Consider the following 24,962-nt stretch of genomic DNA (forward strand, 5'->3'; position numbering starts at 1 on the left):
CGCCTCCACCGTCCCCCTTTCCCACCTCCGCCGTTCACCCCTCCCCGCACACCACCAGCCCCTTCGGGGTCGCACACGGCAGGTGCCCGTGGGCGCTGATGACGTCCTGGCCGCGTCCCGCCCGGAGGTACGTGAGGAAGCTGGAGGTCAGGGAGTCGGCCGGGGGCAGGCCCCGGGTGTAGGCGTACTCGATCTCCCGGTACGGATAGCCGGACTCGCCCAGCTCCTCCACGAGGGGCCGCCGCCCGTCGAGGGCCACCCGGTGCAGGCCCTCGCGCCCTTCGGTGGCGCGGAGTTCGGCGTAGCCGACGGCGCCGGGGAGCTTGGCGACGGTGGCGAGGACCTGTTCGGTGGAGTCGAGTTCGCAGCGGACGACCTTCGACTCGGGGTCGTCGGAGGTCCGGCAGTCCTGCGAGGAGTTGGCGGGCTCGTTGCGGTCGAGGATCCGGCGCTGGAAGACCTGGCGGGTGCCGGAGTCGGCGTCCCGGCTGACGAGGAGGACCGGCCGGTCGAGGCCGGGGACGAGCTGGCCCCAGTTGCGGATCTCGCCCCGGTAGACGCGGCGCACCTGGTCCAGGGTGAGGTCGTCGACGGGCACGCCGTCGTTCACGACGAGGGTGAACAGGGAGACGGCGACCCTGTTCTCCCGCAGTTCGGGGAAGCCGCCGGGCTTGCGCCCGTCGGAGAAGGCGATGACCGCCTCCTTCCCGGGGCCGGCCTGGGCGAGCTCCCGGATCCCGGCGGTCGAACCGTGCACGTCCACGGTCACGGTGGAGTCCTCGCAGTCCTCCTCGTACTGCCGGGCCGCCGCCCGCAGGGCGGGGGCGAAGGCCGTCGAGCCGGTGACGGTGAGGGTGCCCCGGGCGCAGCCGATGGGCGGCGGGGTCTGCTCGCGGACGATGATCGCGGCCAGGGCCACCACGCAGGCCGTCAGGACGATGACGACGTTCCGGGAGGTCGGACTGAACCTGGCCGGCTTCTCGTCGGGCGTGGTGCTCCGGTTGCGCCGGATCGTGCCGCCCTGGAGGCTTCCGTCGATCTTCACGTCCCGGTCGGCGACGCCGCCGGAGAGCTGGACGAGCAGCTTGAAGTACTGGCCGCGTTCGAGGGCCACCTTGGGGACGAGGACGGCGTTGCCGTCCCGGCCGAGCCCGGGGGCGCGCTCCAGGTCGTCCCGGACGGGCTCCCAGCCCGCCGGGACGGTGGCGACCACGCCCTGGACGGTCCGCTCCCCGAAGGTGATCTTCAGGCCGTGGGGTTCGGTGGAGGCGCCGTAGTCCTCGGAGCTGATGTCGAGCTCGCGGTCGTTCTCGATGCGCAGGAGGACGAGCGTGGAGCCGTTCGCGGGGGCGACCACCCCCACGACCTGGCCCTCCCGCACCGTCATGACCTCGCTGTCTCGGTTCTCCTCCCGGTGGAGCGGGGTGTTGAGCTGCACGCGGTAGCCGAGCCGCCTGCGCTGCGGCGAGAAGCGGTCGATCCAGACGACGGCGAGGGTGACCAGGACACCGACGAGGGCCGTCCCCACGGCGATGACGTTCTCTGCGGTGATCCACTCCATGCCCGGCACGGTACGGACGCCAGTGCGAGGGCGGGGGCGGCGTAGCGGGCCGCCATCCGGACTTCGCCCTTCGTTCAGGAAGCCCTGCGGAGGACCTGCGGGGATGCCCACCCGGGTGGACGGGCAGGGGTTGCCGGGGGTCTGGAGCGTGGGTGTAATGGCCACGAGGGGGCCTTCCGTGTGAGGAGTACCCCATGCGCTCGATGCGTGTCGTCGAAGTGACCGCCTACGGAGGACCCGAGGTCCTCAGGATGGCCCGCCGGCCCGAACCGGAGGCCGGGGCCGTGCCGGGCAAGGTGCGGGTGCGGCTGAAGGCGGCCGGAGTGAACCAGGCGGACCTGCGGATCCGCGCGGGCCGGTACGCCGACGCGGTCGGCGACCTCAGGCCCCCGTTCGTCCTGGGGACGGACTTCGCGGGCAAGCTCCTCGACCCCGTGGCCGGGATGGAGCCCGGCGCCCGGGTGGCCGGCTTCGTGCCGTGGTTCGAGATGCTGACGGGCGACGGCACGTACGCCGAGATCATCTGGGTCGACCCGGAGTGGCTGGCCCCGATCCCCGACGACGTGGACTTCACGGTGGCCGCGTCCCTCCCGCTGGCCTCGGCCACCGCCCAGCAGGGTCTCGACCGGCTGGGCCTTCCGGCGGGGGCGACGCTGCTCGTGACCGGTGCGAGCGCGGTGGTGGGCCGCCTGGCGGTCCAGTACGCCCATGCCGCCGGACTGCGCGTGGTGGCCGTCGCCCACGAGGGCGACGAGCCCGAGCTGAGGGTCCTCGGCGCGGATCACGTCGTCACGCGCGGCGTCCCCGAGGACGTGGTCGCGAAGGTGCGCGCGGGCGACCCGGACGGGGTGGACGCGGTCTTCGACGGGGCGCTCGTCGGCGCCGAGCTGCTCCCGGTGGTCAAGGACGGCGGCGCGTTCGCCGCGCTCGCCCCCGACCGGGTCCCGGTCGCCGAGCGGGACATCCGCGTCGAGACCGTACGGGCCAAGCCGGACGCGACCCGGCTCGCGGAGAGCCTGCGGAGGGTGGCGGACCGGGAGCTGACCACCCGGGTGGCCGACGTCATGCCCCTGGAGGAGGTCGCGGAGGCCCACCGCAGGGCGGAGGCGGGGCACCGGCCGGGCCGGATGATCCTGATGATCTGAGGGTGATCCGGGTCACAGGGGCTGGACCTCAACTTTGGTTGAGGAAGAAGGATTCCTCTCACCAGCCCCCGTGACTCCCAGGAGACGATCCCCATGGCCACGCTGCTCCACATCGACACGTCCTTCAACGGCGACGCCTCCCACTCCCGCGCCGTCACCGCCGCCTTCCGCGAGGTCTGGGAGGCGGAGCACCCCGAGGGGACGGTGATCCACCGCGACCTCGTGGCGGAACCGATCCCCCACCTGGAGGCCGCCGCCTACTACGCGGGCGGCACCGCCCCCGCCGAGCAGTCGCCCGAGCAGCGCGCGGCCTTCGCCCTGCGCGCCGAACTGATCGAGGAGGCCGAGCGGGCGGACGTGATCCTCATCGGCGCCCCGATGTACAACTACACGATCCCCTCGACGCTGAAGGCGTGGATCGACCACGTCTTCCTCGTGGGCCGCACCTCGGTGACCGCGCACCCCTCGCTGGCCGGCAAGCGGGCCGTCGTCGTCGCCAGCCGCGGCGGCTCCTACCGCGAGGGCACGCCGATGCACGGCAACGACTACGTCGAGAGCTACCTGCGGCAGGCGCTCGGGGGCGGCTTCGGCCTGGACGTCAGCTTCATCGTCCCCGAACTGACCCACGCCCCGTTCGTCCCGGCGATGGCCGGACTCGTCCCGCTGCACGAGGCCTCCCGCGCGGAGTCCCTCGCGACGGCGCGGTCCCTGGCGAAGGAACTGGCGGTTCAGCCGACCGCGTAGGCGGGGAAGGCGCTCCATGGGGACGGCTCCACGGCGGACGTGGGGCCGTCCGGGGCCTTGGGATCCCGGAGGTGGACGGCGCTGGGGGCAGACGGCGACTTCCCCGCAGTTGCCGCCGCTGCCGCTGCCGCTGCCGCTGCCGCTGCCGTCGTCGGCGGGCCGACCGTTTCCCTGTTTTCCGCTCGTGCCGTTCGTGCTCCCGTTCGTGCTCCCGTCCGGACTCGACCGATCTCGACCGGTCCCAACTGCTCCCCGCCGAATTCGCCTGCGTACGAGGCGCGTTGGCGCAGGTCAGGGGGGAGACGACGCGCCCGCCGCAGTCGTGGAAAACGCCGGCGCCGACGCGCGAACATGGTCGCGTGAAGGAAGAGGATCGGGAAGTGAAGGTGGATTGGATTCCAGTTTCCGGATTCCAACTCCGCAAGGCCGGCGTGGAATTCGACGCCGTTCGCGTGGACGGCGACGAAGGGCGCCGACTGGCCGACCGGATGGAGGCGCTCACCGGGGGAGACCCGGGACCGGTGGTCGTCGAGGCGAACGGGCGGCGAGGGGTGTACTTCCTCGTTCCGCCCGGCACCACGGCGCGCAGGACCTGGCCGCGCGGGGTGACCCGTTTCCACGCGGGCCCGGCGCACATCGGCTACGTACCGGTCCCGGCCCTCACCGGCCGGACCTGGCCCCTGGCGTGGCGCTTCCCGCCGACCGCCGCGGACCGCTTCGTGCACCCGCTGCTCCTGCGGAGCACGGTGACGGAACTGTTCGCCGACCCGTACGCCGCCGGGGCGCGGTGAAGCCGGGCCGTTCCGGGACCTCCCTCGATCCGGTACGCGGACTGCGGTCGGTACACGTCCATGAAGCGCACGAACGTGTACGCCGACCCCGAGGACCTCGCGACCGTCCAAGAGGCCGCCTGGCCGAACTCGACCACGTGGCCCCGCCGCCGCACACGACACGGACGCGATCCTCACCCTCGACCGCCGCGACTCCCGTGCCCCGCGTCCGCTCGGGCGGCACAAGGCGTTCCGGGTGCTCCCCGACGACCTTCCGCTCCGATGCACCGTCCCCCCAGCCGGTGACCCGGGCGGCGCCGCCGCGCCCGGCGTGATCCTGCGCCGCGGGCCCGGGAAGCGCCCGGGCCCCGGGCCGGGGGCGTCCGAGCCGTGGCCCGGGGATGTCCGAGCCGTGGCCCGGGAGCGCCTCCGAGCCACGGTCCCGGAGGCGCCCGCGCCGCCCCACCCCGCAACGTGTCGGGTCCGCCACGGTCTCGGTGGACAAGATGGTGATGGCCGGTCCCACCTGCGGTTCCTTACCCTCGACGCCATGACCCCTCATGTCGAACCCGACCCCCAGGCCGGCGCGGCCGTCAAGGCCGCCGACCGCGCGCACGTCTTCCACTCCTGGTCCGCCCAGGGCCTGATCGACCCGCTCGCCGTGGCCGGCGCGGAGGGTTCGTACTTCTGGGACTACGACGGCAACCGCTACCTCGACTTCACCAGCGGCCTCGTCTACACGAACATCGGCTACCAGCACCCCAAGGTCGTCGCCGCCATCCAGGAGCAGGCCGGGAAGCTCGCGACCTTCGCGCCCGCCTTCGCCGTGGACGTCCGCTCCGAGGCCGCACGCCTCATCGCCGAGCGCACCCCGGGCGACCTGGACAAGATCTTCTTCACCAACGGCGGCGCCGAGGCCGTCGAGAACGCCGTCCGCATGGCCCGGCTGCACACCGGCCGCACGAAGCTGCTCTCCGCCTACCGCTCGTACCACGGCGCCACCTCCACCGCGATCAACCTGACCGGCGACCCGCGCCGCTGGGCCTCCGACACCGCCTCCGCGGGCGTCGTGCACTTCTGGGCGCCGTTCCTCTACCGCTCGCCCTTCTACGCCACCACCGAGGCGGAGGAGAGCGCGCGGGCCCTCCAGCACCTGGAGGACACGATCGCCTTCGAGGGTCCGGCGACGATCGCCGCGATCATCCTGGAGACCGTGCCCGGCACCGCCGGCATCATGACCCCGCCGCCCGGCTACCTCGCCGGCGTCCGCGAGATCTGCGACAAGTACGGCATCGTCTTCATCCTGGACGAGGTCATGGCCGGCTTCGGCCGCACCGGCAAGTGGTTCGCCTCCGAGCACTTCGACGTCGTGCCCGACCTGATGACCTTCGCCAAGGGCGTGAACTCGGGCTACGTGCCGCTCGGCGGCGTCGCCATCAACGCCGAGATCGCCGCCACCTTCGACAAGCGCCCCTACCCCGGCGGCCTGACCTACTCCGGTCACCCGCTGGCCTGCGCCGCCGCCGTCGCCACCCTCCGGGTGATGGAGGACGAGAAGGTCGTCGAGCACGCCGCCCACATCGGCGAGAACGTCCTCGGCCCGGGCCTGCGCGAGCTCGCCGAGCGCCACCCGTCCGTGGGCGAGGTCCGCGGCACGGGCGTCTTCTGGGCGCTCGACCTGGTCAAGAACAAGGAGACCCGCGAGCCGCTCGTCCCGTACAACGCGGCCGGCGAGGCCAACGCGCCGATGGCCGCCTTCGGCGCGGCGGCGAAGAAGAACGGTCTGTGGCCCTTCATCAACATGAACCGCACCCACGCCGTTCCCGCCTGCAACGTCTCCGAGGCCGAGGCCAAGGAGGGTCTGGCGGCCCTGGACGCGGCCCTCGCGGTCGCCGACGAGCACACCGCGTAACCGCAGGACCCGGGGAGGCTCCCTCCGTCTGGACTAGGGTGTCCGGAACCGGACGGAGGGGACCGACCACATGCCCGCGAGCGGAGCTGTCACGCGCAGCACCTTGCGACAGCAGATCGCGGACGCGCTCCGTGACGAAGTGCTCGCGGGCCGTCTCCAGCCCGGTGAGGAATTCACCGTCAAGCAGATCGCCGAGCAGTACGGCGTCTCCGCGACGCCCGTCCGCGAAGCGCTCGTCGACCTCTGCGCCCAGGGCCTCCTCGACTCCGACCAGCACCGCGGCTTCCGCGTCCACCAGTACTCGATCGACGACTACCGGGGCATGGTCGAGGCCCGGATGCTCGTCGTCGACGGCATCTTCCGCCGCCACGCCCCCTCGACGACCCCGCCGCCGCCCGCCCCCGAGCCCGAGCTCGGCCTCGGCGTCGCGCTCGTCTCCGTGCGCCGCCGGGGCGAGGCCGCGGCCCGCGCGGCCCGCGCCGGGGACCTCGACGTCCTCATCGGCTACGACATCCGCTACTGGCGCGAGCTGGGCCGCCTCGTCTCCGCCAACGACCACATCGCCGACTTCCTGCACCGGCTCCGCGTCCAGGCCTGGGTCTTCTCCGTGCCCTACCTGCGCTCCGAGCGGGACCTCCTCGGCTGGCTGTGGAGCGGGCACGTGGACCTGGTCGACGCGATCACCCGCGGTGACGCGGAGGCGGCCGTCGAGGTCGTACGGGCCTACAACGCCCACTCGCTGGAATGGGCCGACCGCCTGGAGGCCCGGGCCCCGCGCTGACGTGCGGGCCGGCCGGGGCGGTCCCGAGGGGGACCTTCGGGTTGAGGCCGGGCATCGGGGGGCAGGTCATCGGCGGGTGGGCGTCGTCGGCGCGGCCGACTACCCTGGCCGTCCCTGCAACTGACGGAGAGCGAGCCTCCCTTGGCCTGTGACCTGTGGCTGGTCCCCCTCGTCGACGTGCTGTGCCACAGCCCCGACAACCCCTTCGCCGAAGAGATAGCCGCCTACGACGCCGTGCTGAGCGCCTCGGGCCTGCCGACCGTGCCCGTCTACGCGTACATGCCGGGGCTCTCCGGCGACGTCGCCCCGGTCGCCGGCTTCGACTACACGGCCCTGCACTTCCTGCGCCGCGCCTATCTGCTCCGGATGTGCGGACTGCCGGTCGAGCCCGTCGACGAGCTCGGCGGGGACTACGAACAGCTCCTGGAGATGTTCGAGGCGACCGCCCAGCAGTCCCACCTGGTCTGGCACTACGACCACGCGGGCGCGTACGTGCCGGTGGACTTCCCCGTGCCGCTCGCCAACGACGAGCTCCTCGAAGGCGGCGGCCCGCTCGGCTCCTCGTACGGGCTGCTGCGGGAGCTGGAGCTCGTGGCGCCCTCGATCGGCATCGACCCGGCGAACCCGCCCGCGGCCCCGCGGCCGCCGGAGCGGCCCACCACCCTGGAGGAGCCGGCCGTGGCCGTGCCGTACGACGGCCACCCCTTCGCCCGGGAGCGGCACGTCTGGCTGGGGCTCCACGCGGCGGCGACCCGGAGCCTCGCCCAGGGCTCGATGATCGTCCTGAGCTGAGGGCCGTCCGCTCCCACCGGAGGCCCGCGCTCAGCGGGCCTCCGGTGGCCGCTGACGCGGCATGTTCGGCCGGGTGACCGGCGGCAGCGGGAAACGGCCGGACGGAGGGGCCACCTCCGGCCTGGGCGGTACGACCCCGACCGACTGGAGCGCCAGCGGCGCCGGGCCCGAGCGGAACTCGACCATCCAGTCCGCGGTCTCCGCCCGCACCAGCTCCGTCACGTCCTCCGAGAAGCGCCGCAGCACCCCGAGACACCGCTCGGCGGCCTCGCTCGCGGTCCCCTCCGTCGGCCCGAGCACCTCCCGCACGCTCTCCGAGGCCCAGTCGAACTGCAGCGCCTGCAGCCGGCGCTGCACGGCCTGCGCCGTCGCCACGTCCCTTATCCAGCCGGACGTCAGCCCGAAGTACCGGTCGCAGGCGATGCAGGCGGCGCCGAGCAGCAGCGACAGGTAGCCCCAGCCCGCGGTGCCCTCGGCGACCCCGGTCAGGTCGAGCAGCGGGAGCGCGGCGCCCGCGATCACCCCCGCGGCCGTGCCGATCCGCAGGATCCGGGCGGCCCGGCGCTTCCAGACGCGGTCGGAGAGGTACCACTCGGCGGTGCGCAGGGCGTTGTTCTCGACCCAGCGGTACAGCTCGTCGAGCCGCTCGGCCGGCTCGCCCCAGTCGCCCAGGGGGAAGGGCGTACCGGTCAGATCGCGGTGGACGTCTCCCCCGGGGGGTCCCGGTGGCTGCATCTCCGGCTGCTGGCTCACCGGGGGACTCCTCTGTTCAGCTCAGTGCTCGTGTCCTTCTGTGACGTGCGGTGCACGTGGTGCCTGCCCTTCCTACCGCCGAATGGTGGGCGATGGGCCCGGAATCCCGGGATTTCCGCCCGCAAGAGGGTGTTGATCAGGTAGAGGAGCCCGCAGTTTCTCACTCGAAAGAGTTGCGTCGGCGTCGCGGTCCGCGACCACGTAGGCTCGGCATACCGACATATCGAACCTGAGGAGTGACCGTGATCCCCGGTGGTGGCCAGCCCAACATGCAGCAGCTTCTCCAGCAGGCCCAGAAGATGCAGCAGGATCTCGCCCGCGCCCAGCAGGAGCTCGCGGCGACCCTGGTCGACGGGCAGGCGGGCGGCGGCCTGGTCAAGGCGACCGTCACCGGCGCCGGCGAGCTCCGTGCCCTGCAGATCGACCCCAAGGCGGTCGACCCCGAGGACACCGAGACGCTGGCCGACCTGATCGTCGCCGCCGTGCAGGCCGCCAACGACAACGCGCAGCAGCTCCAGCAGACCAAGCTCGGCCCGCTCGCGCAGGGCATGGGCGGCATGCCGGGGCTCGGCTTCTGAACCCCTTCTAAGGCTCGCTTCCAGCCACTACCGTAAGAATCAAGCACTCCGAGAGAGGCGTTCCGTTGTACGAAGGCGTGGTTCAGGACCTCATCGACGAACTGGGCAGGCTTCCCGGCGTCGGTCCCAAGAGCGCGCAGCGGATCGCCTTCCACGTCCTCCAGGCGGAGCCCACGGACGTCCGGCGCCTCGCGCACGCCCTCCTGGAGGTCAAGGAGAAGGTCAGGTTCTGCGCGGTCTGCGGGAACGTGGCGCAGCAGGAGCAGTGCAACATCTGCCGCGACCCGCGCCGCGACCTGACCGTCATCTGCGTGGTCGAGGAGCCCAAGGACGTCGTGGCGATCGAGCGGACGCGAGAGTTCCGTGGCCGGTACCACGTCCTCGGCGGCGCGATCAGCCCCATCGAAGGGGTCGGCCCGGACGACCTGCGCATCCGCGAGCTGCTCGCGCGGCTCGCCGACGGCACCGTCACCGAGCTGATCCTCGCGACCGACCCGAACCTGGAGGGCGAGGCCACCGCGACGTACCTGGCGCGGATGATCAAGCCCATGGGGCTCAGGGTGACCCGGCTCGCCAGCGGCCTCCCGGTCGGCGGCGACCTGGAGTACGCCGACGAGGTGACCCTCGGCCGTGCCTTCGAGGGGCGGCGGCTGCTAGATGTATGACGACAGGGCCGGCGCGCGCCACGCGTTCTCAGGGAGGCTTCTCGATGTCTGATCCCACACTGCACTCCGTCACGCAGGACCCGGACGACTTCGCGGTCCAGATCGCCGACTCGATCGAGAGCTTCATCGTCGCGACGACCGAGGTCGCCAAGGGCGACGAGCCGGACAGCGCGGTGCCCTTCCTGCTCCTGGAGATCTCCCAGCTCCTCCTGGCGGGCGGCCGGCTCGGCGCGCACGAGGACATCGTCCCGGACGAGCGGTACGAGACGGACACGGGCCCCGAGCCGGACGTCGACGACCTGCGCGAACGGTTCGCGGTGATGCTGGAGCCGGTCGACGTCTTCTCCGAGGTCTTCGACCCGTACGAGCCGCGCAAGGCCCCGGTGCCGGCCCGGATCTCCGACAACCTCGCCGACATCGTCACCGACCTCCGCCACGGGCTCGCCCACTACCGCGCGGGCCGCACCAGCGAAGCCCTCTGGTGGTGGCAGTTCTCGTACTTCTCCAACTGGGGCCCCACCGCCTCGGCCACCCTCCGCGCCCTCCAGTCCCTCGTCGCCCACGTCCGCCTCGACCAGCCCCTCGCGGCCCTCGACGGCCTCGACACCGACGAGGACCTCACCGAGGACGACCTCGCGGAGGAGGCGGGCCGCGTGATGCTGGAGGAGATCGCCACCCCCCTGGGCCTGCGGATCCGGTCTCTGAGGAAGTGACGGACCGCTCTCCGTCCGCCCTGCCGCCCTCCCCGTCGTGACGCCATGAGGCCATGACGGGGAGGGCGGACGCGTCCTCGGCCGACACGAGAGCTGCTCCCCGCCGGCCGAACCGCCCCGGGCGAGGGCTGGATGACTCAACTCGTCCGACAACTCTCCTGAGAGCGGCTGCCCTTGGGCGCACGAGTCCCGCATCATGGCTTCATGGCAGCCACCACTCCCTCAAAGCCCCTTCTCTGGACCGGAGTCGGTGTCGCCGTGACCGGCGTCGTCGCCCTCCTCCTCGTCGCCGTCACCGACCTCGGCAAGGCCGACCAGATCGCCAGCGTCGTCGGAGCCGTACTCGCCGCCGCAGGGCTCGGGCTCTCCCTGTGGGCGCAGTCCGGGCGACGCCCCACCGGGGTGGAGGCCACCGGGAACCGGTCCGTCGCGGTCGGCGGAAGCATCGGAACGGTGGTCACCGGCGACGGGGCGCAGGCCCCGTCCGCGCCGCCCGCCATGCCGGCCGGCGGCGCCACCGCCACCCCCACCGGCCCCGTCACCGCCTCCGGCGAGCGGTCCGTCGCCGCCGGCGGGGACATCGGGAGCGTGTCGACGGGCGACGCGTGAGCGGGGGCGTCGAGGCCTCCGGCGAGCGGTCCGTCGCGGCCGGCGGGAACATCGGGTGGGTCCACACCGGCGACCGCGTCACCGTCCTGCCGCCCGAGGCCTCGGCCCCCGTCCGCTGCCCCGCGGGGCTGGTCGCCGTCCCCCGTAGATCGGCCCACTTCGTCGGGCGCACGACGGAACTCGACGTGCTGGAGGGAGCGGAGGAACCCGTCGTCGTCTGCGGCCTCGGCGGGGTCGGCAAGTCCTCGCTCGTCGCCCGCTGGGCCCTGCGCCAGGCGTCGGTCCGCAACCCCGTCTGGTGGATCACGGCCGAGACCCGAGCCGACGTCGACGCGGGTCTCGCGGGCCTCGCCGCCGCGATGCAGCCGGAGCTGATCGACGTCCTCCCGCAGGAGGCGCTGCGCGAGCGGGCCCTGCAGTGGCTGTCGGCGCACGACGGCTGGCTGCTCGTCCTGGACAACGTCACCGGTCCGGAGGACGTGGAGGACCTGCTCGCCCGGACCGGCCGGGGGCGGGTCGTCCTGACGAGCCGGACGACGGACGCCTGGTACGGGATCGGGCGGGTCCTGACGCTGCCGGTGCTGTCCGGCGGCGAGGCGGTCGAGCTGTTCACCCGGGTCGCCACCCACACCGGCCCCCGGGACACCACCGGCGCCGACCGGCTCTGCGAGGCCCTCGGCCAGCTGCCGCTGGCCGTCGAGATCGCTGCCGCGTACTGCGGCCGCACGGCCACGCCCCCGCTCGCGTACCTGGCGGAGCTGGTGAGCGGCAGCGGGCGCGGGAACGCGGAGGAGGCCGTCGCCCGGACCCTGCGCGTCACGCTCGACCGGCTCGCCGCGTCCGACCCGTACGCGGGCGGGATCCTGCGGCTGCTCGCCTGGTTCGCCCCGGACCGGATCCCCGCGCTGCTGCTGCCGTCGACTCCGGACGCGCGCGAGGCCGTCGGGAAGCTGGCCGCGCACAGCATGGTCACCCTGCACGAGGACGGTTCGGTCTCCGTCCACCGGCTGGTGCAGGCGGTCGCCCGGCGGCCGGACCCCGGGGACCCGCACCGGGAGCCGGGGCGGATCGAACAGGCCCGGCTGGCGGCGGAGGCGGCCCTGGGCCGTGCCGTACCGCTGCACAGCGAACAACCGGTGCCGTGGGAGACGTGGCGCGGGTTGATGGCCCACGTCGAGGCGTATCTGCGGCACACCGACCCGCGGGAGGACGGCGAGTCGTTGCTCGGGACGATGGCGGCGGCGGGCGGTTATCTGGACCTGCACGGGCTGTACGAGTCGGCGATCGGCATGTACGAGCGGGCGCTGGCCGGCACCGAGCGTCTCCTCGGCCCGAACGCCCCGTTCACCCTCACCGTGCGCGGCGCGCTCGTGTACAGCCTCGGCTGGGCCGGGCGTCCGGAAGCGGTCGAGCGGGCGGCCGAGCTGCTGCGGACCCTGACCGGGGCGCTCGGGCCGGACCACAGGTTCACGCTTCTGGCGCGGAGGACCCTCGCACACGCCCACCGGCAGGCCGGACTGCCCGACGAGGCGGTCGCCCTCCAGGAGGAGGCGCTCGCGGACATGGTCCGCGTCCTGGGGGCGAGCGACCGGGAGACCCTGATGGCTTCGGTCGAGCTCGCCTCCCTCTACACGGCCGCGCGCCGCGTCCCCGACGCCGTCCCGGTGTGCGCGCACGCGGTGGCCGAGCTGCGGCTGTTGCTCGGCAAGGAACATCCGGACACCCTGCAGGCGCGCATCAACCTGGCCGGTCTGTACGCGGGCGCCGGGAAGAGACGCCGTTCCCGGGCCGAGTACCGTGCCCTGCTGCCCGTCTGCGAGCGTGTCTTCGGTGCGAACCATCCGCACACGCTCTTCGTGGCGGCCGCCCTCGGGGTGTCGCCCGAATGATCACCTGCTGAGCGGTGAGTCTCACCATGCGATATCACCCTGGTGTTTCCGGGTCCCTCGATAGACTGAGGCGATCGCAGCGCCGGCTGCGGCACAGACTGAGCGAGGAGCGCACGTGGGCCTTGTCGTGCAGAAGTACGGAGGCTCCTCCGTTGCCGATGCCGAAGGCATCAAGCGCGTCGCCAAGCGAATCGTGGACGCCAAGAAGAACGGCCACCAGGTGGTCGTCGTGGTTTCCGCGATGGGCGACACGACGGACGAGCTGATCGATCTCGCCGAGCAGGTATCCCCGATCCCTGCCGGACGTGAGTTCGACATGCTGCTGACCGCCGGAGAGCGGATCTCCATGGCCCTGCTGGCCATGGCGATCAAAAACCTGGGCCACGAGGCCCAGTCGTTCACGGGCAGCCAGGCAGGCGTCATCACCGACTCGGTCCACAACAAAGCGCGCATCATCGATGTCACGCCGGGCCGGATCCGTACCGCCCTCGACGAGGGCAACATCGCCATCGTCGCCGGCTTCCAGGGCGTGTCCCAGGACAAGAAGGACATCACCACGCTGGGCCGCGGCGGCTCCGACACCACCGCCGTCGCGCTCGCCGCGGCGCTCGACGCCGAGGTCTGCGAGATCTACACCGACGTCGACGGCGTGTTCACGGCCGACCCGCGCGTCGTGAAGAAGGCGAAGAAGATCGACTGGATCTCCTTCGAGGACATGCTGGAGCTCGCCGCCTCCGGCTCCAAGGTGCTGCTGCACCGCTGCGTCGAATACGCACGCCGTTACAACATCCCGATCCACGTCCGCTCGTCCTTCTCGGGGCTGCAGGGCACCTGGGTCAGCAACGAGCCACACTCCGACGAAAAGGGTCCCAAGGTGGAGCAGGCCATCATCTCGGGCGTCGCACACGACACCTCCGAGGCGAAGATCACCGTCGTCGGCGTGCCGGACAAGCCGGGCGAGGCCGCGGCCATCTTCCGTGCCGTCGCGGACGCCGAGATCAACATCGACATGATCGTGCAGAACGTGTCCGCGGCCTCCACCGGCCTCACGGACATCTCCTTCACCCTCCCCAAGGCCGAGGGCCGCAAGGCCATCGACGAGCTGGAGAAGGCGAAGGCCGCGATCGGCTTCGACTCGCTGCGCTACGACGACCAGATCGGCAAGATCTCCCTGGTCGGCGCGGGCATGAAGACGAACCCGGGCGTCACCGCCGACTTCTTCAAGGCGCTGTCCGACGCGGGCGTGAACATCGAGCTCATCTCGACCTCCGAGATCCGCATCTCGGTCGTCACCCGCGCCGACGACGTCAACGAGGCCGTGCGCGCCGTCCACACCGCCTTCGGTCTGGACAGCGACTCGGACGAGGCAGTCGTCTACGGCGGCACCGGACGGTGATCCGCCCGTGACACCGAAGCCGACGCTCGCGGTCGTGGGAGCGACCGGAGCGGTCGGCTCGGTGATGCTCCAGATGCTCACGCACCACGCGGACGTCTGGGGCGAGATCCGCCTTCTCGCCTCCCCCCGCCCGGCCGGCCTCCCCCGAGCCCTCGACCCCGCTCGAGCAGGGGGAACCCGCCTGGCCGGCGTGCGGGGGGAGGAGTGCGAGGTCCTCGCACTCCACGAAGAGGCCTTCGAGGGCGTCGACCTGGCCCTCTTCCTCGTGCCCGAGGACGTCGCCGCCCACTGGGCGCCGATCGCCGTCTCCAAGGGCGCCGTCGTCGTGGACACATCCGCCGCCTTCCGCGCCGACCCCGACGTGCCGCTCGTCGTCCCCGAACTCAACGCACACGCCGCACGGCTGCGCCCCCGGGGCATCGTCGCCGCCCCCGGCTCCACCACCCTCGCGCTGATCGTCGCCGTGGGCTCCCTGCACGCCGAGTTCGGGCTCGACGAACTCGTCGTCACCGCCCAGCAGGCCGCCGGCGGCGACGAGGCCGGACAGGCGGGCGTCGACGCGCTCCGCGCCCAGCTCGGCCTGGTGGCCGCCGACCACGACCTGGGCACCCGCCCCGGAGACGTACGGCGCGCCGTCGGCGAGAACACCGGCCCCTTCCCCGGCCCCCTCGCGCTCAACGTCCTGCCCTGGTCGGGCACCCCCGGCGCCGACGGCGCCTCCTCCGAGGAGGAACGCGTCCGCGACGAGACCCGCCGCGTCCTCGGCCTCCCCGGCCTCCGGATCTCCGCCACCTGCGTCCGCGTCCCCGTCGTGACCGGGCACTCCGTCTCCGTGCACGCGCGCTTCGAGCACCCCGTCCCGGTCGGCCGCGCCCACGAGGTCCTGGCCACCTCGCCGGGGGTCGTGCTCTGCGACGACCCGGCGGCCGGCGACTTCCCCACCCCCGCCGACGTCGTCGGCACCGACCCCGCCTGGGTCGGCCGGGTCCGGCGCTCCCTCGACGACGAGCGCGCCCTCGACTTCTTCGTCTGCGCCGACAACCTCCGCAAGGGCGCGGCCCTGAACGCCCTTCAGATCGCGGAATCGCTTGTCACGGATTTGCGCGTTCTGTGAACGACCTGTGAGCAAAAAGGCGTCAGATATCCCTTGAACTGCGGCGATGCCGTGGTTGACGATGCACTTCCCCCGTACTGCAACCAGAGTTGGGCGGGGCGCGTCTCTGCGTGCACCCACGACCGAGTGGCGCGGGACACGCTGAGGGCGGGGCACCGGGGGAGAACGGTTACGCATGAGGACGAACGAGGCGCCGTCGAAAAAGGCGGCGTACGCGTACAACCCTGCCGGGGGGCGGCGTGTCCAACAAGCGTGGCAGAGGTACTCGACATCGCAACCATCGCCCCGCTGCGCGGCGCGGGCACGGCGGTGCTCCCCGTGCGGAGCGGCGCCGTCGTCCCCGTGCGCGGCACCGCGGTCCGTCCGCTCAGGCGCCCGCGTGCTCTCGGCGGCATGCCGGTGATCGCCCCCGTGCCCACCGGATCCCGCACCGGCGGCGTGGACGGCATCCCGTCGCCCCGCCGGAGCACCGAGACCGCCCCGGCCGCCGGCACCACCGTCGACCACCTCACCGAGACCTACCGCGCCCACTACCGGTCGCTCCTCGGCCTCGCCGCGCTGCTCCTCGACGACACGGCCTCCTGTGAGGACGTCGTCCAGGAGGCCTTCATCCGCGTCCACTCGGCCCGCAAGCGGGTGCGCGAGCCCGAGAAGACGCTCGCCTACCTGCGCCAGACCGTGGTGAACCTCTCCCGGTCCGCGCTCCGCCGCCGCATCCTCGGCCTGAAGCTCCTGTCCAAGCCGATGCCGGACATGGCCAGCGCGGAGGAGGGGGCGTACGAGCAGCTGGAGCGCGAGGACCTGATCAAGGCGATGCGCGGACTCCAGCGGCGCCAGCGCGAGGTGCTCGCCCTGCGGTACTTCTCCGACATGACCGAGGTCCAGGTCGCCGAGACGCTCGGAATCTCCCTGGGCTCGGTGAAGGCGTACGGTTCGCGGGGCATCGCGGCGCTGCGCGTCGCGATGGGAGCGACGGCATGAGCGAGGCACCCCGCGGGGACGGCGTGGCCCACGAGAACCGTGACGGCGACGACGCCCCCCAGAGGCATGCCGCCGGGACGGCCCGCGAGGACGGCACCGCGCCCGCCGCTCCGGCCCCCGCCCCGGAGAACCCCGACGCCCTGGACGAACGTGACGAGCCGAGTGGACAGCGCATGGTGAACATCGAGCCCGGACCCGGCGAGGGAGACGACGAGCTCGCGCTGCGGAGGCTCTTCCAGAGCGCCGTGGGCGGCCTGGAGCCCTCCCTCGGCTCGCTGGAGCACCTGCGCCGTGCCGTGCCCGCGCGGCGCGCCCGCAAGCGCCAGGCCCTCGTCGGCGCCGCGGCCGCCGCCGTCCTCATCGGCACGGCCGTCCCCGCCTTCGTGCACGTCGCCTCCTCGGGCGGCCTCTCCGCCGCCAACCCGGTGAACGCCGGCCACGGCGAGCAGGCCCAGGGCGGCACCGGGACCGAGACCGGCGTCGAGGGCGGTCAGAGCTCCAAGGCCCCCGCGAGCAGCGTCTCCCCGAGCCCCGACGGGGCCGACGGCGCCTCCGGCAAGCCGCAGCACCCGGGAGCCGGCGCCTCCGGCGACGGCTCGCACGGGACGCTGGGCGTCGCCCCCGGCTCCGCCCCGCGGTGCACCGCCGACCAGCTCGGCGCCGCCGGCGGGGGAGCGGACGGCGCCGACGCCGAGGGCAGGGTCTACGGCACCTTCCGCATCGCCAACGTCTCCGGCCGGACCTGTCTGGTGGACGGCGCGGGCCTCGTCGGCTTCGAGGTCAGGGGGGCGGCGGACCCGGGCCGCATCTCGGTGGTCCGGCACACCTCGGGCGACGGCAGCGGACTGCCCGACCCCTCGCAGGAGGCGTCCACGATCGCCCTGGAGCCCAGCGGCAGCTACGCGGTGAAGTTCGTCTGGGTGCCGAGCGACACCTGCCCGACGACCGGCGGCACCCCGACGCCCACGCCGACCTCCCCGACCGAACCCCCCGCCACCCCGGACCCGACCCCGACCCCGACGCAGCCCCGCCCGACGGACGACCCGACGAGCGGTGCGGGCGGCACCGAGACCGGCGGCGCCGGCACGGAGGCGGGCACGGGCTCGGACGTCGCGCCCCAGCTGCTCGGCGAGGACGGCGCCCCGGCGGACGGCAGCATCGTGGTCACCCACACCGCGGAGCCGGGCGGTCCCACGGCCTCGGCCGTCATCCCGAACGCCTGCGCCGGCACCCTCTACCGCACCGGAGTCCTGGCGGGCTCCTAGCCCGCCGACCGCTGCCGGAGCGACCTGACGGCCACCGGCCCGGAGCTGGTGGCCAGGACGCCGGACCACCGGCCCGGCAGATCCCTGCGGGGGGCCGCCGGTCCGCCAGAGCCCTGGGGGGCGTCGGTCCGCCAGAGCTCCACGGGTCGCCGGGCCACGCCCTACCGGGCCACGCCCTACCGGGCCTGCCGTCCTGTGCCCTGCCGAGCCGTCGGCCCGTGCCTCACCGAGCCGTCGGTCCGCGCCCTGCCGAGCTGCCGGGCCGGCAGCCGGTCCGCGCCCAGCCGGTCCGCGCCCTACAGACCCAGCGCCTCGTCGCGGGAGGCCTCCGCCTCGCGACGTACGAGGCGGAACCACATGAAGACGACGAAGCCCGCGAAGACGAACCACTCCGCCGTGTAGCCGAGGTTCTGGAAGGCCTTCGCGTCCAGGCTCGTGCCCGCCGCGGCCACCGCCGGGACCGGCGTGAGTCCGGCGGGGGAGTCCGCGAGGGTGATCCAGGCGTCGTAGACGTCGTCCGTGACCACGTTCACCAGGGACGCCGCGCTGATCATGCCGAGCTGCCCCTCGGGGAGCCCGCCCTCTGCGTGCACGCCCTTCGTGCCGGGGTTCTCCGAGGCCTGGAGCGCACCCACCACCGTCACCTCGCCCGACGGCGGGGCGGGGGCCTTCGCCCCCGTGGGGAGCCAGCCCCGGACCACCGGCAGCGACCGGCCGCCGTCGGTCTTGAGCAGCGTCAGGACGTACGAACCGGTGCGCCCGTCCAGCTCGCGGTCCGGCACGAGGAACTGCTCCCCGAACCGGCCGCGCGCCTGCGCCGAGCGGCCCGAGGTCTCCTTGTCCACCGGCAGCAGGGAGTCCAGCGGCTCGGTCTTCTCCGTGCTCGCGGCGGGCCGCCGCTCGGCCTCCCGATGGGAGTCGACGCGATCCTCGAACTTGCCGAGCTGCCAGGTCCCCATGAAGACGCAGAACGGGATCGCGAGGAGGACGAAGACGTTGATCCCCCACCAGCGGGGCGTTCTCAGGAACCGGTACACGCCCCCACGGTACGCAAGCGGCCCGACCCTCCGACGCCGACCCCCTTCGACGACCTCCCCGGACGCCTCCGAGGACCACCCCTCCCGACGACTGTCCTCCCCGGGCTGTTCTCCCCGGGCGGCCACCTGGACGGCCCCCGGGTGTCCACCCCCTTCCGACAGTCACCCCCTTCCGACGCTCCTGGCGACCGGCCCCCTGTGACCGGCCCCCCTGTGACCGACCTCCCGGCGACCGGTCCCTCGCCGGCCGCCCCTTGTCAGCCGCCGGCCGCCGGCCGCCCGGTCAGGCCGAGTTCGTGGCGGCTCCCCGGATCGGCGGGGTGGTCCCCAGGTGCCGTGCCGCGAAGTCCAGATCCAGGGCGACCTGCTTGATCCGCTCCTCCACCACCAGGGAGCCGTGGCCCGCGTCGTACCGGTACACCTCGTGGACCGCCCCCCGCGCCGCCAGCCGGTCGACGTAGTTGTCGATCTGCCGGATCGGGCAGCGCGGGTCGTTGACACCGGCCGACACGTGCACCGGAGCCTTGACCGCGTCCACGTACGTCAGCGGCGACGAGGCCGCGTACCGCTCGGGCACCTCCTCCGGGGAACCGCCCAGGAGCGTCCGGTCCAGAGCCTTCAGGGCCTCCATCTCGTCCTCGTACGCCGTGACGTAGTCCGCGACGGGCACGGCCGCGAGACCGACCGCCCAGTCGTCCGGCTGGGTGCCCAGACCGAGCAGCGTGAGGTAGCCGCCCCAGGAGCCGCCTGCCAGCACGAGCCGCGCCGGGTCCGCGAGGCCGCTCTCCACGGCCCAGGAGCGGACCGCCGCGATGTCCTCCAGCTCGATCAGGCCGACCCGGTGCTTGAGCGCGTCCGTCCACTCCCGGCCGTACCCCGTGGAGCCCCGGTAGTTGACCCGCACCACCGCGTACCCGTGGTCCACCCAGGCCGCCGGGCCCGACGCGAAGGCGTCGCTGTCGTGCCAGGCCGGGCCGCCGTGCACCTCGAAGACCGTCGGGAAGGGGCCCCCGCCCTCCGTCGGGCGCTGCACGAGCGCGTGGATCCTGCCGCCGGGGCCGTCCACCCACACGTCCTGCACGGGCACCGACGGCGGTGCCTTCGGGCCGGGCGGGTCGAGGACGACGCCGCCGGCCGTGGAGCGCACCACCGGCGGCTCGGCGGCCGAGGACCACAGGTACTCCACGGAGCCGTCGGGCCGGGCCGTCGCGCTCGACACCGAACCGGTCGGGGTCTCCACCCGGACCAGGGCACCGGTCGCGATCTCGTACCGCCACAGCTCGCTGCGGGCCTCGAAGCCGTGCACGATCAGCAGGCCCGAGCCGTCCGGATACCACTCCGCCGACACGTCACCCGGCAGGTCGAGCCGCAGGTCGGTCTCGGCGCCCGTCGCCACGTCCCAGAGCATCGGCTCCCAGCGGCCGCGCCGCTGGTGGCCGACGAGCAGCCGGGTGTCCCCGGCCAGCGGGGCGAAGCCGAGGACCGTGAGCCCCAGCTCCTCCGTGCCGCCCTTGGTGTCGTCGAGCTCGGCCACCACGCCCGCGTCCGAGGCGCGCAGCACGCGCAGCGCCGAGTGCATCGCGTCGCCGTGCTCGGTGTGCTCGATCGCGATCAGCGAGCCGTCGTAGGACAGGTCGCCGACGCCGGCCGACTCCCGGTGCCGGTAGATCTCGACCGGGGCGTCGGCCCCGGGCCGTACGAGATGGACCGTCGAACCCTCCTCGTCCGTGGACCGGCCCACCACGACCGTGCCCTCCCGGCCGATGGCGAGCCCGGCGGGATAGGACGGGCCGAGGCCGGGCACGGCCGGCTCGTCCTCGCCGCCCGCGAACGGCTGGCGCATCCACACTCCGAACTCGTCCCCGTCGGTGTCCGCGAACCACCAGATCGAGGCGCCGTCCGGCGACAGCGTCCCGTCCGTCGTCCCGTTGGGCCGGTCCGTGACCTGCCGCTGTCCGCCGCTCGCCCGGTCCCAGGCGTACAGCTCGTACGTCCCCGTCGCGTTGGACACGAAGAGTGAACGGTCCGGGGCCTCCTCGGCCCATTCGGGCAGGGAGACGCGGGGAGCCCGGAAGCGCTGCTCCCAGACAGGGGTGTCGATGTGCTTGCTCTCGGTAGTCATGGCATCCATCATGCTCCGCGCCGCCGACAATCGGGTCGCGTCGCCCGCAGCCTGTGGATAACCTCGCCGACATGTACTCTCCGACGCCCGAGGACTGGCACGAGGCCAATCGCGCGAAGTGGGACGAGCGCGTTCCGATCCACGCCGCCAGCGAGTTCTACGACCTCGACGCCTTCCGCGCGGGCAAGGACGCCCTGCGGGACTTCGAGCTCGCGGAGGTCGGCGACGTCACCGGGCGTTCCCTGCTCCACCTCCAGTGCCACATCGGCCTGGACACCCTCTCCTGGGCCCGGCACGGCGCCTCGCACGTCGTCGGCCTGGACTTCTCCGAGCCGGCCGTCGAGGCCGCCCGCTCGCTCGCCGCCGACCTGGGCCTCTCACAGGACCGGGCCGCCTTCGTCGCCGCCGACGTGTACGACGCCGCCGAGGCCGTCCCGGACCGGTCGTACGACATCGTCTACACCGGGAGCGGCGCGCTGTGCTGGCTGCCCGACATCGAGCGCTGGGCGGAGACCGCCGCCGCCCTCGTCGCCCCGGGCGGCTTCCTCTACGTGGCGGAGTTCCATCCGCTGACCGACTCGCTCGACGACGAGACCGGCAGCAGGGTCGTGCACGACTACTTCGTCCGCGACCCGTGGGTGGACACCACCCCGGGGACGTACGCCGACCTCGACGCCGTCACCGTCCACAACCGCAGCGTGGAGTGGGTGCACCCGGTCGGCGAGGTCGTCACGGCCCTCGCGAAGGCCGGTCTGCGCATCGAGTTCCTGCACGAGCACGACGCCTCGCTCTTCCCCCGCTACGGCGCCCTCCACCGGCACGAGGACGGCTACTACCGCTTCCCCGCGGACCGCCCCCGCATCCCCCTCATGTACTCGGTGAAGGCGTCCCGCCCGGCCTGATGCCGGGGCACCCCGTCAGGGCGCGCCGCCCGGCCCGGTCCCGATGACGGCCCGCCCGCCGGCGCACTCCGCGCGCCCGCCGGAACACGCCTCACGCGGGCGCGTCAGGACGTATGTGGTGGGTGCGCCGACCGTCCGGCCCGAGGACCTGCGCGCCGATCTTGTGGGTGCGCAGGGACACCGCCGTGCCCGTGATCCGCAGCGCCGGCGCGGCCCGCACCAGCGCCGCCGTCACGTCGTGGAGTTCCTCGACCGTGCGGAGCCACATCGCGAGGGCCAGGTTGTGCGGACCGGTGACCGAGGTGATCACGCGGGTCTGGCGGAGCCGGGTCAGCGAGGCCACCGACCCGGCCGCCTCCAGGGGCGGTACGTCCGCCGTGACCAGCGCCCACACCGGCCGCCCGGAGAAGCGCGGGGCCGGCAGGCAGTGGTGGTGGACGGCGCCGGCCGCGCCGAGGACGTCCAGCCTGCGACGTACGGTCGACTCGCTGGTGCCGCACTGCCGGGCCAGCTCGGCGGCGCTGCGCCGGGCGTCTCCCGCCAGTTCCGCGACGATCCGCTGGTCGAGTTCCGTGACGAGCGGGTACGCGCGCGTGGAGGGCCGGGCCCGCCGGTCGCCGCCGGTGAGCTCGGTGAGGTGCTGCGTCTGTGCCGGGGTGAGCTGCTCGATCCGTGAGCGGTACGGGCGGTTGTGCAGCTGGGTGACGACCTGTGTGCGGGCCCTGAGCACCCCGGGGAGCCGCCGCACCCGGCCGGCGAGGTAGCCGTCGAGGGCGTGGAGGTCCGGACAGCTGACGAGCAGCACCAGATCGGCCTCGCCGGTCACCTGGTGGACGCCGAGGGTGCACGGATCGCCCGCGACCTCGATCGCGGTGGCCTCGGCGGCTCCGGCGACGCACTCCAGCTCCACCCACGCGTACAGGGCGGCCTCCGTGCCGCGCCGGGCGGCGAGCAGCGAACTCCAGGCGTAACCCCCGGCGGTGAGGGACTCCCAGCGCCGGGCGAGCGTGTCCGGGCTCACCGCGAGCACGCCGGAGAGCTGCGTCCAGCTGGCCCGCGGCGCCAGCTGCAGTGCGTGGATCAGCGCCAGATCCACCTCGCCCAGGACGGATTCCCTGGTATGCATGTGCCTCCTTGGTCGATCCCTGGGAAACCCTGGGTGCGGGCACGGGAAGGCCCCAGGATGTGGACCGGGGCAAATGCATTCAAGCCGTGGCGTCGGCCGTTTTCCATCGAATCCGTCCTGAATCACAGGAGAGGGCGGAGAAGTGACACGGGGGCTGGAGTACATGTGGGGCGGAGAACCACCGGAGACCGAATGCCTGTGGGGCGGAGCGCCACCGGAGACCGAGTGCCTGTGGGGCGAACACGTCGCCCTTGACCAGATCGCCGCGGCCGAGCGCGGCTACGAGAGCTGCGGCCCGGCCGAACGGCTCCTGTGGGAGCGGCTGTCCGTCTTCGAAGGGACCTTCGGCCGGGAGGCCGTCCGCGAGGTCTGCGCCTCCGGGACGCTGCCCGCCGGGGCGGTCCAGCGGGTCCTGGACCGGCTCGCCCCCCTCGCCCTCCTCCCCGTCGACGACCTCTTCGACGGCGAGGACGGCCTGCCCCGCTACTGGATGCCGCACCCGATGCGTGCCGTCGGCGCCCGCAGGCTCACCGCGCGCGGCGACCGCCGGGCCGTCCTCCTGCACCACCGCAGGTGGTGCGCGAAGGTGGCCCGGCGGGCCTCCGACCGGTGGCAGCGGGGCCGGCAGCTCGACGCCCGGGACCTCGCGCTGCGCGAACTCCCCGACCTGGCGGCCGCCATGGACCCGACGACCGCGCCGCTGTCGCCGAGCGCCGAGGCCGAGACGTCCGTCGAGATCGTGGTCTCCCTGTGGTTCCTGTGGGTGGCCTGCGGGCGGACCGTCGAGGGCCGCGCCCGGCTGAGGCACGCCCTCAGCCTGCACGCCGGCCCGCCGCCCGCCCGCGCCCTGTGGCTGGCGGCTTTCCTGGAGCTGGAGTCGGGCCGTCCCGAGGACGCCGACCCGCTCCTCGCACGGGCCTGGGCGGCGGCCGTACGGGACGGCGACGGGCGCTGCCTGTCGCTCCTGGCCCATCTGCGCGGCGCGACGGCCCTCTACCAGGGGCGTACGCGCGCGGCGGCGGCCGAGTTCCGGGAGGCCCTCGCGCTGATGGGGGAGCACCCGGAGTTCGGGCCGAGCCGACGGGCGTGCTGGGTCGGCCTCGCGCTCTCCCTGTGCCGCTCCGACCCGGAGGGCGCGCAGGAGGCGCTGGACCAGGGGGACCCGGACCGGGAGGGCCGACGGGCGCGGGTGGGCCGTGACGCGTTCGCCGAGGCCTGGGCGGACCACGTGCGGGCCGAGCTCGGCGCCCGGTACGGGGACCGGGCGCGTGCCGCGGAGCACGCCCGGCGGGCCCTGCGCGAGCATCTGCGGCTCGGTTCCGCGGTGGGCGCGGCCTGCGCGGCGGAACTCCTGGCCCAGATGAGGGCGATGGACGGCCGGCGCGACGCGGCGGCTCATCTCTTCGGCGCGGTCGACCTGTTGCGGACCTCGGCCTTCGACTCCTCGTACCGGCCGGCGGAGCACTGCGTGGTCACGCGCGCGCGTGGGGAGGAGGCGCTCGGGGCGCCCCTCGGCGACCCGCTCCTGCGGGAGGCCTACGAAGAGGGCGCGAGGCGGGGCCTGTTCACCCTGGCGGGCGAGATTTAGGAACGCCCAGGAGGTCCCGATCGGAGCCCCGGAGACCGGCCGCTCTTCGAAGCGTCGCGCCCGATCGTCCGCGCACCGGAGGTCACCGTCCGGCTGCGCGAAGCGGGAATCCGGCCGTCTGCCCTGGGGGCGCGCGCCCCGCTCCGGCGGTACGCGTCCACCCCGGCGTACGGAGGCGGCCCATGGGAGCACGCCACCACTTCCCCGTCGACCACCTCGGACGCTCGGTCTCCGTGACCGTCCGGACCGGGCACGCCCCGGCCGCCGAGGTCCTCGTCGACGGCAAGGAGACCGGCCGTGCCACGGGCCAGGACGACCGCCCGGTCACCGTCACGATCGAGCTGCCGACCGACCCACCGACGCCGGTGACCGTGCGCGCGACGCCGGGGCCCGGTGTACCGCGCTGCCTGCTGCTCGGGGCGGCGGACGAGGAGCCGCAGGTGAGGGCGCCGAGACCGTACTGAGCCACCCCGGAGCCCTGCCGGGCAGAGCCGGGCCCCTCCCCGCGCCGAACCCCGT

23 protein-coding genes are annotated in these 24,962 nt (G+C 73.6%); 18 read left to right on the forward strand and 5 right to left on the reverse strand.

Annotation, left to right across the window (positions count from 1 at the left end; all coding sequences use genetic code 11):
- Positions 1 to 34: 34 nt before the first annotated feature.
- Positions 35 to 1,561, reverse strand: coding sequence for a substrate-binding domain-containing protein (locus tag IE180_RS05630; RefSeq protein ID WP_190155615.1), 1,527 nt, complete (start codon positions 1,559 to 1,561; stop codon positions 35 to 37).
- A 194-nt stretch (positions 1,562 to 1,755) separates the two neighbouring features.
- On the opposite strand from IE180_RS05630, the gene IE180_RS05635 reads away from it, so the two are divergent.
- The 6 genes from IE180_RS05635 (at position 1,756) to IE180_RS05660 (ending at position 7,705) form a co-directional block, all read left to right on the forward strand.
- Entirely contained in the window at positions 1,756 to 2,706 is a 951-nt protein-coding gene (locus IE180_RS05635; protein ID WP_229860309.1) for an NADP-dependent oxidoreductase, read from the forward strand.
- 93 nt (positions 2,707 to 2,799) lie between these two features.
- Positions 2,800 to 3,450 carry an FMN-dependent NADH-azoreductase gene (locus IE180_RS05640; protein WP_190155616.1) on the forward strand — a complete coding sequence of 217 codons (651 nt, stop codon included), beginning with the start codon at positions 2,800 to 2,802 and terminating at the stop codon, positions 3,448 to 3,450.
- A gap of 380 nt (positions 3,451 to 3,830) precedes the next feature.
- A complete protein-coding gene (locus IE180_RS05645) occupies positions 3,831 to 4,241 on the forward strand; it encodes a hypothetical protein (protein ID WP_190155617.1) in 411 nt (136 codons plus the stop codon).
- A gap of 529 nt (positions 4,242 to 4,770) precedes the next feature.
- Positions 4,771 to 6,132: an aspartate aminotransferase family protein gene (locus tag IE180_RS05650; protein WP_190155618.1), complete on the forward strand. Its 1,362-nt coding sequence runs from the start codon at positions 4,771 to 4,773 to the stop codon at positions 6,130 to 6,132.
- 70 nt (positions 6,133 to 6,202) lie between these two features.
- Positions 6,203 to 6,913 (forward strand): GntR family transcriptional regulator, encoded by a 711-nt coding sequence (locus IE180_RS05655; RefSeq protein WP_190155619.1) that lies wholly within the window; start codon positions 6,203 to 6,205, stop codon positions 6,911 to 6,913.
- 141 nt (positions 6,914 to 7,054) lie between these two features.
- Complete coding sequence (locus IE180_RS05660) at positions 7,055 to 7,705, forward strand: putative DNA-mimic protein (protein WP_190155620.1); 651 nt, start codon at positions 7,055 to 7,057, stop codon at positions 7,703 to 7,705.
- A gap of 30 nt (positions 7,706 to 7,735) precedes the next feature.
- Here IE180_RS05660 and IE180_RS05665 read toward each other — a convergent pair whose 3' ends face one another.
- Complete coding sequence (locus tag IE180_RS05665) at positions 7,736 to 8,440, reverse strand: SLATT domain-containing protein (RefSeq protein WP_229860339.1); 705 nt, start codon at positions 8,438 to 8,440, stop codon at positions 7,736 to 7,738.
- Between the two features lie 260 nt (positions 8,441 to 8,700).
- Between IE180_RS05665 and IE180_RS05670 the strand changes: the two genes are divergently transcribed.
- The 9 genes from IE180_RS05670 to IE180_RS05710 all read left to right on the forward strand — a co-directional run bounded on the left by IE180_RS05670 (position 8,701) and on the right by IE180_RS05710 (position 17,668).
- Positions 8,701 to 9,036, forward strand: coding sequence for a YbaB/EbfC family nucleoid-associated protein (locus tag IE180_RS05670; protein WP_190155622.1), 336 nt, complete (start codon positions 8,701 to 8,703; stop codon positions 9,034 to 9,036).
- Between the two features lie 65 nt (positions 9,037 to 9,101).
- Positions 9,102 to 9,701, forward strand: coding sequence for a recombination mediator RecR (gene recR / locus IE180_RS05675; protein ID WP_188271073.1), 600 nt, complete (start codon positions 9,102 to 9,104; stop codon positions 9,699 to 9,701).
- 44 nt (positions 9,702 to 9,745) lie between these two features.
- Positions 9,746 to 10,414, forward strand: a complete 669-nt coding sequence (locus IE180_RS05680; protein WP_190155623.1) for a DUF5063 domain-containing protein — start codon at positions 9,746 to 9,748, stop codon at positions 10,412 to 10,414.
- 204 nt (positions 10,415 to 10,618) lie between these two features.
- Positions 10,619 to 11,023, forward strand: coding sequence for a hypothetical protein (locus IE180_RS05685; RefSeq protein WP_190155624.1), 405 nt, complete (start codon positions 10,619 to 10,621; stop codon positions 11,021 to 11,023).
- Complete coding sequence (locus IE180_RS05690) at positions 11,020 to 12,912, forward strand: tetratricopeptide repeat protein (RefSeq protein WP_190155625.1); 1,893 nt, start codon at positions 11,020 to 11,022, stop codon at positions 12,910 to 12,912. Before IE180_RS05685 ends, IE180_RS05690 begins: the two co-directional genes overlap by 4 nt.
- 115 nt (positions 12,913 to 13,027) lie before the next feature.
- Positions 13,028 to 14,308 carry an aspartate kinase gene (locus IE180_RS05695; RefSeq protein ID WP_190155626.1) on the forward strand — a complete coding sequence of 427 codons (1,281 nt, stop codon included), beginning with the start codon at positions 13,028 to 13,030 and terminating at the stop codon, positions 14,306 to 14,308.
- A gap of 7 nt (positions 14,309 to 14,315) precedes the next feature.
- Positions 14,316 to 15,422, forward strand: coding sequence for an aspartate-semialdehyde dehydrogenase (locus IE180_RS05700; protein ID WP_190155627.1), 1,107 nt, complete (start codon positions 14,316 to 14,318; stop codon positions 15,420 to 15,422).
- Between the two features lie 252 nt (positions 15,423 to 15,674).
- On the forward strand, positions 15,675 to 16,403 hold the full coding sequence (locus IE180_RS05705; RefSeq protein ID WP_190155628.1) for a SigE family RNA polymerase sigma factor: 729 nt from the start codon (positions 15,675 to 15,677) through the stop codon (positions 16,401 to 16,403).
- Positions 16,400 to 17,668, forward strand: coding sequence for a hypothetical protein (locus IE180_RS05710; RefSeq protein ID WP_229860310.1), 1,269 nt, complete (start codon positions 16,400 to 16,402; stop codon positions 17,666 to 17,668). Before IE180_RS05705 ends, IE180_RS05710 begins: the two co-directional genes overlap by 4 nt.
- Before the next feature lie 296 nt (positions 17,669 to 17,964).
- On the opposite strand, the gene IE180_RS05715 is transcribed toward IE180_RS05710, so the two are convergent.
- On the reverse strand, positions 17,965 to 18,705 hold the full coding sequence (locus IE180_RS05715; protein ID WP_190155629.1) for an SURF1 family protein: 741 nt from the start codon (positions 18,703 to 18,705) through the stop codon (positions 17,965 to 17,967).
- 283 nt (positions 18,706 to 18,988) lie between these two features.
- Positions 18,989 to 20,836 carry a S9 family peptidase gene (locus IE180_RS05720; RefSeq protein ID WP_373302676.1) on the reverse strand — a complete coding sequence of 616 codons (1,848 nt, stop codon included), beginning with the start codon at positions 20,834 to 20,836 and terminating at the stop codon, positions 18,989 to 18,991.
- Positions 20,837 to 20,898: 62 nt separating this feature from the next.
- On the opposite strand from IE180_RS05720, the gene IE180_RS05725 reads away from it, so the two are divergent.
- A complete protein-coding gene (locus IE180_RS05725; RefSeq protein ID WP_190155631.1) occupies positions 20,899 to 21,729 on the forward strand; it encodes a class I SAM-dependent methyltransferase in 831 nt (276 codons plus the stop codon).
- A 91-nt stretch (positions 21,730 to 21,820) separates the two neighbouring features.
- On the opposite strand, the gene IE180_RS05730 is transcribed toward IE180_RS05725, so the two are convergent.
- Complete coding sequence (locus tag IE180_RS05730; RefSeq protein ID WP_190155632.1) at positions 21,821 to 22,855, reverse strand: Lrp/AsnC family transcriptional regulator; 1,035 nt, start codon at positions 22,853 to 22,855, stop codon at positions 21,821 to 21,823.
- A 142-nt stretch (positions 22,856 to 22,997) separates the two neighbouring features.
- Here IE180_RS05730 and IE180_RS05735 point away from each other — a divergent pair, with 142 nt between their 5' ends.
- Positions 22,998 to 24,443: a tetratricopeptide repeat protein gene (locus IE180_RS05735; protein WP_229860311.1), complete on the forward strand. Its 1,446-nt coding sequence runs from the start codon at positions 22,998 to 23,000 to the stop codon at positions 24,441 to 24,443.
- Between the two features lie 182 nt (positions 24,444 to 24,625).
- Complete coding sequence (locus IE180_RS05740) at positions 24,626 to 24,907, forward strand: hypothetical protein (RefSeq protein WP_190155633.1); 282 nt, start codon at positions 24,626 to 24,628, stop codon at positions 24,905 to 24,907.
- Positions 24,908 to 24,962: the final 55 nt, after the last annotated feature.

The organism is Streptomyces litmocidini (assembly GCF_014649755.1).
Classification (GTDB): Bacteria; Actinomycetota; Actinomycetes; order Streptomycetales; family Streptomycetaceae; genus Streptomyces; species Streptomyces litmocidini.